We start from the raw sequence: 16846 nt of genomic DNA, 5'->3' as shown, positions 1-16846 counted from the left end.
CCATGAGGCGTGCGATATCGGCAAAATATTCCCGTGTCCAGAGGACAGGGTTGACCGAGGGGCTGAACGCATCCTGATAGCAGATGTCCCACTCCCCTTCCAACTCACGCATCGCAGCCCTTGCATCCATGATATCTACGTAGATCACGGTTCGCTCGTCCTCATATCCGCCGAGCGTCGCTATATCGGTGATGATGTTTTTATACGGCTCAAAGATATCGGGATAGGGAAAATCGACGAGAGAAGCGATCAGATCGCCGTCAAGTTCGGGGGAGTAGATTTCAAGCGTCGTATCGGGGTAATAGGTATCGCGCCAATAGAGGCTGAGAAGGGTATTAAATCCCAAACCGAAGCAGATATCGATGAGTCGGAGATGATCTTTTTCACCATGAAGTGTAAAGGCGGGTTCGATATGTTTTTTGAGCGATTCGTTCAGCGCTCCGTCTTTGGTCGAGTGGTAATGTTCATCGTATTCGCTGCTGTACGCCGTATAGCTTCCATCCTCGCTTTGTACCCACTCTTTTGCCATTACCGAACCTTTTTTCATTTGGCAAAATTATATCTTTTTACCTACCCAAATTATAATGATGCTTGCTTGTAGTAAAGCAGCATCTTTGCATTTTAGCGCTCGTCCCAATAGATATCGCCATCATATTCGGCATGAAATCCGAGCGCACCGAGTTCCTGCGCATATTCGATTATTTCACAGACCTCTTCATCGAAATGATGGACCAGATGGTTGAAATTGGAATCGTTCATTTCTACTACATCGTATTCATACATGGCTTATCCTTTGTATAAGATATCCCTATGAATACATCAATTATTCCCGTGTTTTCATCCTCTCTTTGCATCAACTCGGCAAGAATCATAAATAGTAAGACAAAATTGTCGTACTTATCTGTTTCTCCGCCTCAATTCTTCTTAAAAACGATATCTCTTTACCTTCACAAACTATAATAGCAATCACGTTTTAACAAAGCAAAGATATGGATAAAAAAGAAAAACAAGGGATCATCACCGTTTCAGCAGGGGCACTGCTCCTGATACTCAGCATGATCGCTTCGGCAATGTTTGCAGAAAAAATAATGTATGGAGAATATCTTTTTACGGCTACCTCTCTCACTGGATTGATTTTAATGTTCATCGGGATGAGAAAGATAATGCAGCATACGGTGTCGAAGAGATGAATACTTAAAGCCCATTCCCCCACATATGCATCTTTTTCGCCACGATCACATCGTATCCTTCTATCAAATCGCTGATCGTATTCGCCGCTCGAAACTCCGCTTTTTCCAACAAAGCCTCAATCTCCGATGTCTCTATCGCCCCGTTTGATTGGATAATAATAACCTCCGCAGAGTTTTCCAAAGAGCGATAGACAAGTTGTAAGAGTTTTAGCGGGAAGGTATGCAGATGCAAAACATCTTGGAGAATAATCGTTTCATAATCACGTGTAGCCGAACGTATCGGAGAATTAAAATCTTTGATCGTATCAACCTTGCCGATAACCGCAGAAGCGTGCTCGGCATGTTCTCCCGGATAGCGGGAAAGATCGACCGTCGCGTTAAACGGTTCTAAATGGGTGCAGATTTCTTCAATAAGGATATCAGCGTGAGAGGTCGCCACCAGAATTTTCATCTGAGGCGAGGTTTGAAAAAGATCGCAAAAGGAACTCATAGTGCCAAATCATGTAACTCGCGGAAAAGATACGCTTCAACGATGTCGTCGATGGTACGCTGAGTATGAGCCACCAACACCATCATCTGGTTGTCGATGAACTCCATGACCGGTTCATAGTTGTTGGTAACGATAACAGCATCGATCCATCCGTCGATTTGAGCGCGATCTTTATAAAAGTTAATCTCAATAACCCGCCCTTCGTCTACTTCAACCGTTGCCCAGAAACTGGCTTCTAAAATACCGACAAGTTCGGATTCTTGGGTATCGTCTCCATTCAAAGGCAATAACAGCAACATTAGCCGTTTACCTTTGAAAGATCAAGCGCCAACGCTTCGTTATCCATGATATCGATATCTTTGCGAAGCACTTCGGTCGCAATCGCTTTGGCATCTTCGAGCGAGTGCATTTTATACGTCCCGCATTGATAGATGTTCAGTTCCGGAATATCGTTTTGGGATTTCACTTCGAGAATATCTTTCATCGACGCTTCCCACGCATCTGCGACGCTCTCTTCACTCGGAGTTCCTATGACGCTCATGTAAAATCCGGTACGACATCCCATCGGAGAGATATCGATAATCTCGGTAGAAGCGGAGTTAAGATGATCGCGCATAAATCCGGCAAAGAGATGTTCCAATGTATGAATCCCCTCCGGAGACATAATGGCTTCGTTAGGACGGCAGAAACGAAGGTCAAAGACGGTGATATCATCGCCTTTCGGTGTTTTCATCCCTTTCGCACGGCGTACGGCAGGTGCAGGCATGATGGTGTGGTCGACGGTAAAGCTATCGAGTAACGGCATACTATTTCCTCAACATGATTTGAGAAAGTGTAGCCAAAACGGTTAAATCGGGGATTAAAATAGCTATATAATCCTCTCCCTCTCAGCTTCTCTTATCAGTATTCAATGACCCGTGGTAGAGATGCCGCTTCGGCAACCCATTTTACTACCTCTTTTTCGGTCGGGACACGTTTACTTAGATGCTTTGCCTCGTTGGTTTCTTCTAGTTTCTTCAAAAGATTGGCAGGAACTCTTTGCGCCAGTTCTTTAACGGTGTCTACTCCTGAAGCTTCCAGCAATTCAGCATATTGCGGACCGATCCCTTTAATCCGGAAAAGATCAACCATATTGGCGAAACGGAGAATATTTTTTTCGGGAATCGCGGTACTTTTTGCCAATTGCGCCCGTTTTGAGGGTGTAGTAACAGCGCTCAATAATTCATCGGTGTCGCTTATCCCTGCAGAACGCAGTTTTTCACCGTAAACAGCACCGATACCTTCGACTTTTTCTACTTTGTAACTTGCCATAAACTATCCTTTCGATAAATATATGGCAATCAGTATAACGGCTAAATGTTACTGAAATGTTCAAAAATAGCCGCTCAAAATCTTCTTATTTCCCTGCTCATCGAAGTTCTTTCATATTTACAAAAAGGTCCAACGGCAAATGATTTTCAGTTTCATCGGTAATTTTTTCTATTTTGATATTGCAGATAGAGTCTTCTAGTTCTTTAGCAAGTGCTAAGAGTTCTTCTTTGCTTTCGCGTTTTGCAATCCCGCGTGCGGAACATCCGTTAATCCCTTTATTGTTATACGTCATTCGATACATAGTTTATCCATTAATAATATTATCAATGATATTAAGCAAAGAGGATTCCACATCCTGAAATAGAAGAAAAAGATTTAATTATGAAAGAAAAAAAGAGGAGGGAAACAAGCGTAATTATACGCTTGCTTCTTCACGACGTTGGAGATAATCCCATTTTTTATCGACATTTTTTTGCCATTCTTCAATGAGATACTCGTATTGTTTAGTGAAAAGGTGTTTGAAACGACCTTGAGCACCGAGATAGTCACGAACAGGGATAATGTTTTTCGGACGGTACGTGATGTTGAGTTTGGTTCCGTCAATGATTTCATACAATGGGAAAACCAATGAATCGGTTGCCAAATCGGAGATCGCAATCGTATCTTCCGGAGCAAACTTCCACTCAGTTGTACATGCAGACATTGCATTGATATATACAGGACCTTCTGCAGCAAACCCTTTTTGGATTTTTGCAACCATGTCTTTCCATTTGTTCGGAGCGACTTGCGCAACGTATGGAGCTCCGTGAGCCGCCATGATCGCCATCATATCTTTTTTCATCATCTTTTCGCCGTAGCTTACGCGGCCCGCAGGAGCCGTCGTCGTCGATGACCCGATAGGAGTTGAAGACGAACGTTGTCCTCCGGTATTTGCATAGACTTCATTATCCAAACAAACGTACATCATGTTATGTCCGCGTTCGAAACATCCTGAAATCCATTGGAATCCGATATCATAAGTAGCACCGTCACCGCCGAATGCGACGAATTTAGGAGTACGATCCGGCTGTTTCAAGCGCCCTTTTGTTTTAAGCGCTTTATACATCGCCTCAGCTCCCGCTACTGCGGATGAGCCATTTTCAAATCCGATGTGGATCCATGAAGCATCCCATGAAGTATACGGATAAACTGCCGTACATACTTCCAAACATCCGGTTGAAGCCGCAAGGATCAAATCGTCATTCGTAGCGTTCAAAACTTCGCGGACAATAATCGAGTGGGCACATCCGGGACAAAGAAGGTTTGCACCTTCAAAGCGGTCTGCAGATGTAGAGAACTCTTTTAGGTTCTTGATTTTTTTAATTTCTGACACGTTGGCTCCTTAGAAAAAAGAGAGTTTCGGTCCGCGAAGACCGATATACTGTTGTAATGGAGTTGTCGGTTTGCCCGCATCCACGTTTGCTTTGAGTTCTGTAAAAATGCTTACCAAATGTGCTTTGGTCAAGTCACGTCCGCCCAATCCATAGATATAGTTCGTAAGAACCGCTTTGGTATCGGTGTTAAACAACGATCCTGAAATCTCATTATAAAGGGTACCGACGGTTCCGTGCGGGCTAGAGCGGTCCAATGCACCGATTGCTTTTACATTTTTCAACGCTTCCGCAATTTGTTCTAACGGCCATGGTCTGAAAACACGGATACCGACGACACCGGCTTTGATACCGTGGTTTGCACGCATCTCTTCAGCCACTTCACGTGCCGTTTCGACAGAAGTCCCCATACAAACGACCGCAACTTCCGCATCTTCCATATCGTATGATTCAACGATGTTGTAACGACGACCCGTCAATTTTTCAAACTCGTCAAATGCCGCTTGGATTTTTGGAATAACTGCTGTCATAAGAGCGTGCTGCTGACGCGCTTTGTGTTCGAAATGCCAGTCTTCTTCCGTTTGAACCCCATGGGTTACCGGGTGGTCAAGATCGAGCATGTCGTTCATCGGTTTGTATTCGCCGACAAAGTTATACGCTACTTCATCGGTAAGAGTATGTACCCCTTGCGCCGTATGAGAAGTCATAAACCCGTCTTGGTGAACCATTGCAGGAAGACGGACATCGTGGTCTTCCGATACTTTAAATGCGATGAAGTTCAAGTCATACGCATTTTGCGGGCAGTAAGAATCCAATTGAATCCAACCGCTGTCACGACCCAAATACATATCCGAGTGGTCTCCGTTAACGTTCAGCGGTGCACCCAATGCGCGGTTGACAACGTTCAAAACGATCGGCAAACGCATACCCGACGCAGAATACAGCGTCTCAACCATCAAGGCAAACCCTTGTGAACTGGTAGCCGTCGCTACACGCCCGCCGGCAGCCGCAGCACCGATACAGCACGACATCGCACCGTGTTCCGATTCGGTCATGACGAATTCACCGTCTACATAACCGTTTGCCGTGAAATTACCGTAATTTTCAACGATAGGGGTTGATGGAGTAATCGGATAGGCCGCAACGACGTCAACTTGTACTTGACGAAGCGCTTGGCTTGCCGCCATATTACCGTCCCATACCTCGATATCGCGTAGTTCCATTGTATCAGCCATTAGTCTTCCTTCGCTTCTGCATTAGCTTTGTTGGTGTCTTTTTTAGGCCATTCGGCAAGTGCGGCTTCTTCGTCTTTTTGTTCCGGGAACATTAATAACGATTTCGGATTGGTCGGACACACTTCCACACAAATCCCGCACCCTTTACAGTGGTCGAAATCGATCCCGACCATTTTTTTATCGCGGGCGATAATCGACATATCCGGGCAGTACACCCAGCAAAATTGGCAGTCGATACAGTAGTCTTTGTTGAACAAAGGCTTCTCGATTCTCCAGTCGGCAACACTCGCCGTAAAAGAGTTTGACACCGAATAAGGGCGATTTTCCGGAAGCGTCGTTGCGATATCGCGTGTCGCTCCGTCAAACGAACGAAGCATAGCACCGATTTCGAACCCATCCCATCCTTGTTTTTCCATCATGTGCTCCTTATTTCACTTCATCATAGGCGCGTTGGATCGCGACCATGTTGGCATCGATAATTTTTTGTGGAAGTTTTTTAAGAACTTTGACCATGCTGTCTTTAAAAAACTCGATGTCGTACATTCCGGAAACTTTCATCAATGCACCCAGCATCGGAGTATTCGGAATCGCTTTTCCGATCGTCTCCTGAGCAATTTTGATACAATCGACGGTGTAAACTTTTTTTCCTGCCAATTTCGGTTGGGAAGCGATAAGCTCTTCCGTACTCATATGGGTTGTAACGATATAAATAGTATTATCTTTTTCGTTTGCCGTAATGTCTGCGACATAGACCAATGCAGGGTCAATAACCAAAACATAGTCAGGTCTCATAAACTTTTCGTGGTTCATAACCACTTGATCGTCGACACGATTATATGCCGTCATCGCCGCTCCGCGCTTGGCCGAACCGTAAAACGCGAATGCCTGTACATGCTTACCGGTGGTTGATACAACGTCTGCAAGACCTTTTGCGCCGGTTACGGCACCTTGTCCGGCTCGACTATGCCATCGAATCTCTAGCATGAATTCTCCCTCTGACTTAAGTTTTAAGTTGAATTTTATCAATACGTGTATTCTATGAAAGTTGCTCTTAAATGTAGCTTTTCACCTTCTACGACCTCGGAAACCACAGTTATACTGTTACTTTCGTCCCCTCTTAGCTATATATCGGACCGCATCAAGTGCATTAGATTTTATAATATCTGTTAATGTTAATAATTGTTCTGCATTATCATATCCGCTCAATACCGCAACCGATTCGATCCCGGCACGGTTCGATGCTTCGATATCAAGCCGCGTATCTCCGATCATCCAACTCCCCTGAAGCGGCATTTTCATCTCTTCTAATGCTTTGAAAATCGGCTCAGGATGAGGTTTGGGGTTCTCTACGTGCTCACGACCGATCAACACCTCGAAATACTCCATAATCCCAAAATGTTCCATCAATTCTCTAGAATAAAGGCCCGTTTTCGTCGTCACGATCCCCAAACGGGCAAATGCGGCCGCCTCTTCCACCGCCTCTCGCGCGTTCGGTAACAAAATCGTTTTTCGACAGGCTATCTCCCGATAATAGAGCTTATAGGTAGCAATATGGGTCTGAACGGCATTCTCATCTACGCCAACCGCTGAAAACATCACTTCCAGCGGATGACCGATTTGTTCGGTAATGAGCCTATCGTCACTCACGGAAACCTCACCATGCGTCGCTAACGCATGGTGAAAACTCTCTAAAATTGCTTCGGTGGAATCGATCAGCGTTCCGTCCAGATCAAATAAAATTGCCGTTTTCAACGTTTCTCCCAGTCGATGTAATCTTCCCATATTCCGTTTATCGTCGGTTTTATCCCGCTTATACGGCGACTGTAGACATTTATCTCATTCGGTATGACTAAGAACAGATAAGGGTTGTCGTGCGCGATATGGGCGAATATCTGACGTTGAAACGCCGCTATCGTTTCAGGATCGGTCGACGACTCCATACGCTCAATAAGCCGATCCGTCTGTGACGAATGATAACCGACCAGATTGAATCCGCCCGGAACGTCACTCTGCGAATGCCATAACGCATACGGATCCGGAGTGAGCGACAAAGCCCATCCCAACAAAACCGTCTCGAATTTTCGAGGAGAAACGACCGTATTTAAAAATGCCTGCCACTCCATCACACGAAGGGTGACTTCGACCCCGATATCCAGAAGCTGACGCTGTAAAATCTCTGCCGCATACGGGCGAATCGCATTGGAGTTCGAGGTTGCGATCTCGAACGTCAAAGGGTGCGCCGCATCGTATCCCGCCGCTTTTAGCAGGGCTTTGGCCCTGGCGATATCGTGCTGCGGTGCTTTGACCGCATCATTGAATCCTTTGCTTCCCGGTAAAAACGGCCCCGTACACACCTTCCCGTGATTGAGAAACAACAGGTCGATAATCTCTTGGCGGTTGATAGCCAAAGAGAGCGCCTCCCGGACACGGGGATCCTGAAATTTTTTCAGCCGAAGGTTAAAGCCCAGATAAGTATAACTGTGAGAGGGGAGTTCCAACGTAGCGAACTTCGAGTGAAACGGTTTGTCCAGCTGACGCTCATATTGCATCGGCTCCAATCCGTCGATGTCGATCTCTCCTGATTTGAGCATCAAAAAACGGGTCATCGGATCGGCGATGACATGAAAAACGATTTTATCGATCTTCGGACGATGCTCGAAATAGTTCGCATTGGCCTCCAAAACGATCTGTTTGGAAAATTCGAGTTTTTTGAGGATATACGGGCCTGTTCCGATCGGTGCCGTGTTAAACGACGATCCCATAACATCGCGCTCGTTTTTAAGAATATGGCGCGGAACGATCCCCATCATCCATATCTCTAACGCTTTAAAATAGGGTTTTTCATAAGTGACGCGAACGGTATAATCATCGACAACGGAAACGTTTTTTATCACTCTAAAATCCGATGCATACGGAGTAATCGTGTCCGGAGATTTAATCAACTTGTATGTGAAGAGAACATCCTGCGCCGTAAAAGGTTTCCCGTCATGCCACTTGACTCCGCGTCGGAGTTTAAACTCGATCAGTGTCGGCGTGATAAAACGGTACGATTCCGCCAGATCGCCGATGATTTTCTGGCCGCTTTCATCGTATTTGACAAGTGAATTGAATAAAAATCCGGCTATCGACGAACTGGCCGAATCGGTAGCGATCAGAGGATTGAGCCGTGCGGGATTCGATGAAGTGCTGAGATGGAGTGTCGAGGCAATGAGCCAGACACTTTGCAAAAGAAGCAGTAAAAGTTTCAATCTCACCCCGTTTTTAGGTGAGATTATACCATTTTGGAACGTGAGCGCCTATGTTCTAAAAGATCTGCCAAATAAACAATGACGGAAATAATCAGCCACGCCATGATCATCGTAATCACCGTGTGGCTGAGGAAGTGATCCCCTATCAACATTTTGTAGGTTCCCATACTCCATCCCAACGCCATCGCGAAGCTACCGGCTGCGATTTTGGCACGACGTGTTCTGAATAGATAGATGAGGGACAAAAGGGCGAATCCCCCGCTGGCATGTCCGGCAGGCCAGCATTTGATTCGCTTGTGATTGCAAAATGTACTCGGGTATTTTTCCCATACGCAGGTATGCGGATAGCTTCCTCCGTAGATTTCGAGGTGTTTTGGACACGGTATATTGGTCAGCGCTTTGAAACTCCCGACGATTACCGGAACCAGAATCGACGATAGAATGACAATCACCGCCCCTTTTCGGTAGAGGGCGAGAAACGGTTTTTTCCACCATACGATCAATCCGATAATAGCCAGCACGTTCAGAATGATCAACAAACGTTTGATACCGTCGTAAAAGAGAAACTTCAGTACCGGTTCATCGCGATCCAAAATCCATTGGTGGGTGGCAGGATTGAAAAAGTGGTTTTCGACCCAGATATCGGTTCCGCTGAGGCCGAAAAAAACGATGGCAACTACTAACGCTACCGTACTGAACCAAATGTTTTTAGTGCGTCCCATGCATGATATCCATCTGCGGATTGTATACCGATGTATTGATATCCGCTAATCCCAGCAAAGTATGGAAAAGCTCGTCCTGAGTATGCGGCTGTTTCGCTTTTTCCGCCAATGCCTTTTTATCGATACTGAAGCCTTTTCCGAACCACATAACGGCCGGAACATGTTTTTGGGCTTCAGGGGCGATAGCATATGGGAATCCGTGCAGATAAAGGCCGTTTTCACCCAGCGATTCGCCGTGGTCGCTCAGATAGAACATCCCCGTCGCGAAACGGTCGTCATTGTTTTTCAAAAAGCCGATCACTTTTGACAAAAACGCATCGGTATAGAGCAAAGTATTGTCGTATGCGTTGGTAATCTCTTCCTGAGAACATTTTTCGAGCTGATTGGTTTGACACGTCGGCGTGTATTTTTCATACTCTTTCGGATACCGTTTGTAATATGCCGGACCGTGGTTTCCCATCTGATGCAGGACAATAAGGATATCCCCTTTCGGATGGGCTGCGATGTACTCTTGTAATCCGATCAGCATCCCCTCATCCCGGCATTCGCCTTCGCACACGGTGTTATTGGCAGGAATCTTATAATCTTGATACTCTACACGATCGGCAACACGTTTGGAATCGGAGTTATTGTCTCGCCATAGGATATTGACACCCGCACGTTTCATGACGTCCAATACGTTTTCGGTATGGGCCGCTTTTTCTTTCTCGTAATCATCATGTCCGAAGATCGAGAACATACACGGTACCGATACCGCCGTCTCCGTTCCGCACGAAGTAAACTGGGTGAAATTGACGATATCTTCTTTTTTCAACAAAGGGTTCGTGTCGCGCGAATAGCCGTTTAACGCGAAGTGATCCCATCGAACCGCTTCACCGACGACCAGAACGATCAATCGGCGTTCATGCGCGGAAGCAGTCGCATCGGCTCCGGTCACCGCAACACCGGTGTAGGGATGCGAAAAAGACTGTTTCACATACGTACCCGCCGAATAGAGGTAATAGACCGGGTTGGCATAATAGCGAAGCGGTTTATGCTCACGAAAGAACGAGGTGTAGTATTTGCTCAACGATAAAATAACCACGACGCTCACTACAAGAGCGACTCCGATCACTTTGAGCTTGGAGATCAGCGTCTGCTTGAACGTCGTTTGCTCGATTTTGACCCGATATACGAGGATCGAGGGGATAATACCGAGCAAAATGAAATAGACCATCAACTTCAGACTAAACAAATCCGATGATTCGTTAAGATTGGTTTCCAACGCATTCTGGATCATATGGGTATCGACGACGATGTCGTAACTGTCCATAAAATAGGCGATCAAAGAGGAGACGATCAAAATAACAATCAAAAGCGGTTTGAGGGTATAACGCCAGCTTAGCAAACTCAAAACGATAGTGGTCACACCCATCAAAACAATGCCCAATGAGGCGACAAACAGCGTATTCATCGTCGATGTCATCGGATAGATTTCGACGACGTGCTTAAAAAACGCTCCGTTTTCGAAGAGGACCAAAATCAATGCGACGGCAAGAACCATAAACGTGCTACTCCGAGGAGTATTAAAAGATTTGAACATATATGTTTTCCTTTAGAAAAAGCGAATTATAGAATCTAATAGATAACAAAGACTATTTGAGGATAGAAACGCGCACACGATACCACTCCTCTTCATCGCATATCTGGTATCCTATCCCTACTTTTTGACTCACCCGGTCTAGCATCTTTTGCCCTATTTTGGAACTGAACAGATACTTTTCTCCCCCTTTTTGATTGGAAATCGTAAGCGATTTTTTCTCTTTGTCGATTTCAAGAATAATGTCGCTTTTCTCTTTCGCGTAGGTAAGACTGTTTTCGATGAGAGCCATAATCACTTTAACGAACAGCGTCCGAGGCGCGTATACCGAAAAACTCTCTTTCGGCATGACGATACTCAGGCCTCTGCGCTGAGCCAAGACTTCTACTTTTTGGATAACCTCCGCTAAGGTATCCGATAGTTCAAACCTCATCACATCGTCAAAATCGATATTTTCAAAAAACAACACATTTTTAAGTTCGGACATCAATCGTTCAAGATCGTGTCCCAGTTCGTTAATCATTTTTTCTTTGGAGAACTCGTCGCTGTTTTCATACACGTCCAATCGGGCCCGCATCAAAGCAATCGGCGTCTTCAGTTCATGCGCCATCTCTTTGAAAAGGGCTTTTTCCTTCGTTCTGAAACCTTCCAAACTATGAACCAAAGTCGTAAAAGAGCCTGCCAATTCATCAATCTCCTGTCCGGCACTGCGAATCGGAAAGACAAACGGTTCACCGCTCTTCCATTCACGCACGCATTCGGTCAAAACTCCCAACGGACGGATGTAGCGTTGAAGGACTGCGATACTGATCAGCAAGATAAGACACAGAGAGACCGTATAACGAATAAGCAGTCGAGCCTTGTACTTTGCCACAGCGGCATCGATTTTTCTATGATCGCTTATAACGCTTAAAAAAAAGCTGTTTGCCAAACGAATCGACGCACTGATCTCGTTTTCGGCAGGGGTATAAGGAGTTTTACGGACTACAAAACGGGTGTTGCTTGCTTCCGAATCTTTTAAAATCAAAATATTATGCGGAATGGCGTGCAAAAATCGAAGGTCGCTGTTCTCATCGAGTGGCCCTACGATATACTCGTCATGACTCTCTATCAACAGATGCCTCAATACCGATTGCAGATCTTCGACTTTTTCATCGTCAATCGTTTTAGTGGCTAATTGCCAATTTATCCCGAAAGCGATTGCCAGCAAGAGCGAAAAAATCAAGGTGATCCTGATTTTGAGCGAGTTCAAAGACCTAAAATTCAATCACATACCCTCGCGTTTTAATCGTTTTGATTACTTTTGGATTCAATTTTTTACGCAGGCGTGCTACGATCTCGTCCACGGCATTCGACGTCACATTTTGCGGATTATCGTACAAGGCATCCAGAATCTCTTCTCGCGATACGATTTGCGGAGATTTTGAGAGCAGATGAAATAAGAGGGTATGCTCATTTTTACTCAAAACAATCGGTTGGCCGTTTTGGGTCAACGTCTGGCTGTCGATATCGATCTCGATCCCCTCTATCTCCCGCTTATGCACTGCGAAACGGCGCGATAGTGCCGCAATCCGTGCGCGTAACTCTTTGATATCAAACGGTTTTTCCAGATAATCGTCCGCGCCGTAGCCGAATCCCTCGACTTTGTCGTCGACATCTCCCAAAGCGCTCAGCACTAAAACGGCCGTTTGGGCATTTTTACGTTTCGTATAGCGTATCAGCTCTTCGGCCCGGTCTGTCCCGTGAAATGTCCGATCCACGATGACAACACTGTAGGTGAACGCATCCAGGTACCCTTTCACCTCATCCACATCCGACGCCGTATCGACCACCCAGTCTCTCTCCAACGACAAGCGCAACAATTCCAAAAGCTCTTTTTCGTCGTCGGCGATCAATATCCGCATTATATCTCCTGAAAATCGTGGGCAAATACCTTGATACTTTTATCTCTCAGATTGCTTTTGATATTCACCGCAAGGGTTTCGGCTTCCTGCGCCCCCAGAAAAAGACGGAACAATCCGAACTCGCGTCTGGCGCTCACCTGCTCTTCGGCACTGATCAAAAACGCTCCGGCCGAATAACGGCTGCAATTGAAAAAATAAAAGTCATCATACCCCTGTGCCAATAAAAAATCAACCAGGCTGTCTTTGGTTCCCATTTCAAAATAGATGTCCAACCCTTTTTGAATCATTGTTTATCCTTTTTATAGAGGAGTTTATACGCCGGAGGCAAAATCAGCAAGGTGAGGATCGTCGATGTTACCAATCCTCCCAAGACAACAATCGCGAGCGGTTTTTGAATCTCGCTCCCTACCCCTGTAGCGAATAACAGCGGCAATAGCCCCAATGCGGCAATAAACGCCGTCATCAGTACCGGGCGTAAACGGCGTGTCGCCCCGATCCGCACGGCATCATCGATACTGCATCCGTTTTTCAGTAAGGTGTTGAAATAACTGACCATCACGACCCCGTTTAGAACCGCAATCCCGAACAAGGCGATAAATCCTACCGATGCCGGAACCGAAAGATATTCTCCCGAAAAATAGAGGGAGATGATCCCACCCGTCACCGCGAACGGAATGTTCAAAAGGATCAACGACGTCATGGTCACCGAACGGAACGTGAAAAACAAAATCAGGAAAATAACCCCGATCGAAAGAGGTATCACCGTCATCAGCTTCGCCGCCGCGCGCTGCTGGTTTTCAAACTGTCCGCCGTAAACGATGTGATACCCTTGAGGCAGTTTGACATTTTGAGCGATTTTCTGTTTTGCTTCTTCGACAAATCCAACTAGATCGCGCCCTTCCACATTGGCACGCACACTGCTCAAACGCTCTGCATTTTCACGATCGACTTTCAGCGCACCTTCGGAAGTTTGGATATCGGCGATACTCGAAATCGGAACGGAAAATCCATCCGCGAGAGGAAGCTCCAGCGATTTAAATACCTCTATATTATTGGAGACTTCATCGTTCAAACGCATAATGACCGGGATACGGGTATTTCCGATAGGCAATTCATCGACATTTACCCCCTCCAATGCCATTTTCAAAAACAGTCCGAGTTCTGCCGAATCGACACCGGTATTTGCCGATTCGATGCGATTGGGTTTGACGCTTAAATAATTGACCCCTTCGTTGAGCGTCGTGAAAATCTCCGACGAGCCTTGGATATTCCCGAGAGTATCGGCGATTTCCTGACTGAGACGGTTGAGCGTATCGATATCTTTACCGTAAATTTTGACCGCCAAATCACCGCGGGTCCCCGTGAGCATCTCGGAAATACGCATCTCGATCGGCTGCGTAAACCCGAAACTGATCCCCGAGAAATCTTTCACCGCGTTTTTGATCTCCTCTTTGATCTCCTCTTTGGAGTGCACTTTCCACTCGTTCATCGGCTTGAGGGTAATAAACGTATCGGTTTGATTCAGCCCCATAGGATCAAGCCCCAATTCATCCGAACCGGTACGTGCGACAATCGTTTTCACCTCCGGAACGTTTTTCATAATAGCCCGTTGTACCGCTAAATTCAGCTCTTTGGATTTTTCCAGCGAAATAGAGGGCGGAGTCTCGATCCCCAAGATAATGTCCCCCTCGTCCAGCGTCGGCATAAAACTTTTCCCGACGAAGAAGAAAAGGGTAAAACTCACAACCAAAAAGAGGATTGCTCCGGTAAACAACGTTTTAGTCTTAGTCAGCGCAAATGTGAGCATCGGCGCATAAACACGGTTGAAAAAAGCCCCCAGACGGGTCTCGGTGTGCGGAGTGCTTTTCAGAATTAACGACGATACAACCGGAATCAGCGTCAAGGATAGAACCAACGATCCGAACAGCGCAAACACAATCGTCATCGCGACCGGCGCAAACAGCTTACCTTCCAGCCCTTCCAACGACAACAGCGGCAAAAAGACTACCGCAATAATCAAGATACCGCTGAATACGGCCGTACTCACCTCTTTCGTCGCCCGATAAACCTGATGGAGTTTCGGTAACGACGAGTCGCTTTCGGCAAGTTTGGCAAAAGCGTTCTCGACCACGACGACCGCCGAATCGACCAGCATCCCGATCGCAATCGCCAGTCCTCCCAGACTCATTAGATTCGCACTCAAACCGAAATAATTCATCATGACAAACGCGATGGCAAGTGAAAACGGCAAAATAACGCTCACGGCAATCGCGGCGCGGATATCCCCCAAAAAGAGGATCAGCAAAACGATGACGAGAACGATCGCCTCGATCAAAGCTTTCGATACCGTCGAAACCGCTTTTTCAATCAGATTGCTCCGATCATAAAACGGAACAATTTTCACTCCCGTAGGAAGTTTCGGCTTCAGTTCTTTCAGACGCTCTTTGATCTGTGAAACCGTCTCTTGGGCATTGGCCCCTTTGAGCGTCAGAACAAGCCCTTCCGTCGCTTCGCCGACTCCGTCTTTGGTTACATATCCCAAACGGGTTCGTGCCCCTTCCACGACGTCGCAGAAATCACCGATACGAATGGCTCCTCGAGGGGTATGGATCGTAATATTGGTAATTTCGTTCGGCTCCTTGACTCCGCTCTCTACTTTGACCAAAAAGCTCTCTTCCCCGGCATCGACACGTCCCGCACCGTCGTTTTTGAGATTATTGCTCAGCGTCTCTTCCAACATGCTCAACGATATTCCCAGATTGCGCATCGCCTGAAAATCAGGCTGTACGACGATCGCTCTGGCTTCCCCGCCCAGTGAATTGACGTCTGCAACCCCTTTCGCACCGCGCAATGCCGGACGTATGACGAAATCCAGCAGTTCTCGTTTCTCTTTTTGGGTAATGTCCCCTTCGATCGTAAACATGAACGCTTCCCCCAGAGGGGTCGTGATCGGAGCCATTCCGCCACTGACGCCTTTAGGCAGCGATCCCAAAAGAGAAGCCAATTTCTCGGCTACCTGTGCCCGCGCACGGTAGATATCCGTACCGTCGTAAAAATCGATCGTAATATCGGCTATCGCATATTTCGAGGTACTTTTGAGCAGTTTTTCATTTTCCAACCCCAAAAGCTCCGCTTCCATCGGCTTTACCACCCGGCTCTCGACCTCTTCCGGGGTCATACCGGGGGCTTTCATAATGATTTTGACCTGAGTCGAAGAGATATCCGGAAACGCATCGATCGGAATTTTGAAAAAAGAGTAAACTCCGTACCCGAACAACGCCAGCGACAATAAAATGACGATGAGCCGCTGTTTGAGCGAAAACTCTATAATGGAATTCAACATTATTCAAAACCCATTCCGCTTAAAGCGCCTTTTAAAGTAATAATCCCGCCGTTTACGACATACGTTTTTGCCGTAAATCCGTCCGATGAAACGGCAACATGATTTTTAAAATATTTTTGGATTTCCACTTTTTTCGGCTCAAATCCCTGTACTGTTTTGATGAAACATATATCTTGATTTTTGTATTTCGTAATCGCCGTACGCGGCAGTAATATCCATTCCGCCCGCGTTGCGGCACCGATGTACATCTCGGTGGAGGTACCTGCCCGATAGGCCGGATCGGCTTTCGTGATTCGTGCCGTGGCCGAACCGGAATTGTTCATCCGGTTGACGGAAGTCGAAACCGCCGTAATCGAACCGATCACGTTGCCGTTTTTATCCGATACGGCCGCTCCTTTTTGTATATAGCTCATCCATTTCGGCGAAATCATAATCAGCGCGTTCAATGCACCTG

At 46.4% G+C, this 16846-nt stretch carries 20 protein-coding genes and 1 pseudogene; 1 reads left to right on the top strand and 20 read right to left on the bottom strand.

What is annotated here, in order from left to right:
• Positions 1-547, bottom strand: a 547-nt coding sequence (locus Q0389_RS13390; protein WP_298694997.1) for an MnmC family methyltransferase, incomplete at its 3' end; no start/stop codon positions are given.
• A gap of 74 nt (positions 548-621) precedes the next feature.
• Positions 622-783 (bottom strand): hypothetical protein, encoded by a 162-nt coding sequence (locus Q0389_RS13385; RefSeq protein WP_298694995.1) that lies wholly within the window; start codon positions 781-783, stop codon positions 622-624.
• Positions 784-989: 206 nt separating this feature from the next.
• On the opposite strand from Q0389_RS13385, the gene Q0389_RS13380 reads away from it, so the two are divergent.
• On the top strand, positions 990-1190 hold the full coding sequence (locus Q0389_RS13380; RefSeq protein WP_298694994.1) for a hypothetical protein: 201 nt from the start codon (positions 990-992) through the stop codon (positions 1188-1190).
• Between the two features lie 4 nt (positions 1191-1194).
• Here Q0389_RS13380 and Q0389_RS13375 read toward each other — a convergent pair whose 3' ends face one another.
• The 18 genes and pseudogenes from Q0389_RS13375 to Q0389_RS13290 form a co-directional block, all read right to left on the bottom strand.
• Positions 1195-1629: a hypothetical protein gene (locus tag Q0389_RS13375; RefSeq protein ID WP_298694993.1), complete on the bottom strand. Its 435-nt coding sequence runs from the start codon at positions 1627-1629 to the stop codon at positions 1195-1197.
• 47 nt (positions 1630-1676) lie between these two features.
• Positions 1677-1979 carry a hypothetical protein gene (locus tag Q0389_RS13370; RefSeq protein WP_298694992.1) on the bottom strand — a complete coding sequence of 101 codons (303 nt, stop codon included), beginning with the start codon at positions 1977-1979 and terminating at the stop codon, positions 1677-1679.
• Complete coding sequence (gene luxS / locus Q0389_RS13365) at positions 1979-2485, bottom strand: S-ribosylhomocysteine lyase (protein ID WP_298694991.1); 507 nt, start codon at positions 2483-2485, stop codon at positions 1979-1981. The genes Q0389_RS13370 and luxS overlap by 1 nt, the downstream gene beginning before the upstream one ends.
• A gap of 95 nt (positions 2486-2580) precedes the next feature.
• Positions 2581-2991: a DUF4332 domain-containing protein gene (locus tag Q0389_RS13360; RefSeq protein WP_298694989.1), complete on the bottom strand. Its 411-nt coding sequence runs from the start codon at positions 2989-2991 to the stop codon at positions 2581-2583.
• A 97-nt stretch (positions 2992-3088) separates the two neighbouring features.
• On the bottom strand, positions 3089-3292 hold the full coding sequence (locus tag Q0389_RS13355; RefSeq protein WP_298694986.1) for a hypothetical protein: 204 nt from the start codon (positions 3290-3292) through the stop codon (positions 3089-3091).
• A gap of 114 nt (positions 3293-3406) precedes the next feature.
• Positions 3407-4363, bottom strand: a complete 957-nt coding sequence (locus tag Q0389_RS13350; protein WP_298694983.1) for a thiamine pyrophosphate-dependent enzyme — start codon at positions 4361-4363, stop codon at positions 3407-3409.
• A 9-nt stretch (positions 4364-4372) separates the two neighbouring features.
• Positions 4373-5596: a 2-oxoacid:ferredoxin oxidoreductase subunit alpha gene (locus tag Q0389_RS13345; protein WP_298694981.1), complete on the bottom strand. Its 1224-nt coding sequence runs from the start codon at positions 5594-5596 to the stop codon at positions 4373-4375.
• Positions 5596-6012 carry a 4Fe-4S dicluster-binding protein gene (locus Q0389_RS13340; RefSeq protein ID WP_298694999.1) on the bottom strand — a complete coding sequence of 139 codons (417 nt, stop codon included), beginning with the start codon at positions 6010-6012 and terminating at the stop codon, positions 5596-5598. Before Q0389_RS13340 ends, Q0389_RS13345 begins: the two co-directional genes overlap by 1 nt.
• Positions 6013-6022: 10 nt before the next feature.
• Positions 6023-6580: a pyruvate flavodoxin oxidoreductase subunit gamma gene (locus tag Q0389_RS13335; protein ID WP_298694978.1), complete on the bottom strand. Its 558-nt coding sequence runs from the start codon at positions 6578-6580 to the stop codon at positions 6023-6025.
• 117 nt (positions 6581-6697) lie between these two features.
• Positions 6698-7378: an HAD family hydrolase gene (locus Q0389_RS13330; RefSeq protein ID WP_298694976.1), complete on the bottom strand. Its 681-nt coding sequence runs from the start codon at positions 7376-7378 to the stop codon at positions 6698-6700.
• Positions 7345-8844, bottom strand: a complete 1500-nt coding sequence (locus Q0389_RS13325; RefSeq protein ID WP_298694973.1) for a peptide-binding protein — start codon at positions 8842-8844, stop codon at positions 7345-7347. Before Q0389_RS13325 ends, Q0389_RS13330 begins: the two co-directional genes overlap by 34 nt.
• Positions 8845-8867: 23 nt before the next feature.
• A complete protein-coding gene (locus Q0389_RS13320; RefSeq protein ID WP_298694971.1) occupies positions 8868-9566 on the bottom strand; it encodes a phosphatase PAP2 family protein in 699 nt (232 codons plus the stop codon).
• Positions 9553-11148: a phosphoethanolamine transferase gene (locus Q0389_RS13315; RefSeq protein WP_298694969.1), complete on the bottom strand. Its 1596-nt coding sequence runs from the start codon at positions 11146-11148 to the stop codon at positions 9553-9555. The genes Q0389_RS13320 and Q0389_RS13315 overlap by 14 nt, the downstream gene beginning before the upstream one ends.
• 52 nt (positions 11149-11200) lie before the next feature.
• On the bottom strand, positions 11201-12370 hold the full coding sequence (locus Q0389_RS13310; protein WP_298694967.1) for a HAMP domain-containing sensor histidine kinase: 1170 nt from the start codon (positions 12368-12370) through the stop codon (positions 11201-11203).
• Between the two features lie 31 nt (positions 12371-12401).
• Positions 12402-13049, bottom strand: a complete 648-nt coding sequence (locus Q0389_RS13305; protein ID WP_298694964.1) for a response regulator transcription factor — start codon at positions 13047-13049, stop codon at positions 12402-12404.
• On the bottom strand, positions 13049-13336 hold the full coding sequence (locus tag Q0389_RS13300; RefSeq protein WP_298694961.1) for a DUF3240 family protein: 288 nt from the start codon (positions 13334-13336) through the stop codon (positions 13049-13051). Before Q0389_RS13300 ends, Q0389_RS13305 begins: the two co-directional genes overlap by 1 nt.
• On the bottom strand, positions 13333-16392 hold the full coding sequence (locus tag Q0389_RS13295) for an efflux RND transporter permease subunit (protein ID WP_298694960.1): 3060 nt from the start codon (positions 16390-16392) through the stop codon (positions 13333-13335). The genes Q0389_RS13300 and Q0389_RS13295 overlap by 4 nt, the downstream gene beginning before the upstream one ends.
• A pseudogene (locus Q0389_RS13290) lies at positions 16392-16846 on the bottom strand (hypothetical protein); the annotation flags it as partial. The gene Q0389_RS13295 and the pseudogene Q0389_RS13290, both read right to left, overlap by 1 nt.

The organism is uncultured Sulfuricurvum sp. (assembly GCF_937936435.1).
Lineage (GTDB): Bacteria > Campylobacterota > Campylobacteria > Campylobacterales > Sulfurimonadaceae > Sulfuricurvum.
Note: the sequence above shows the minus strand (reverse complement) of the source record. Positions and strands in the feature narration are given on the sequence as shown.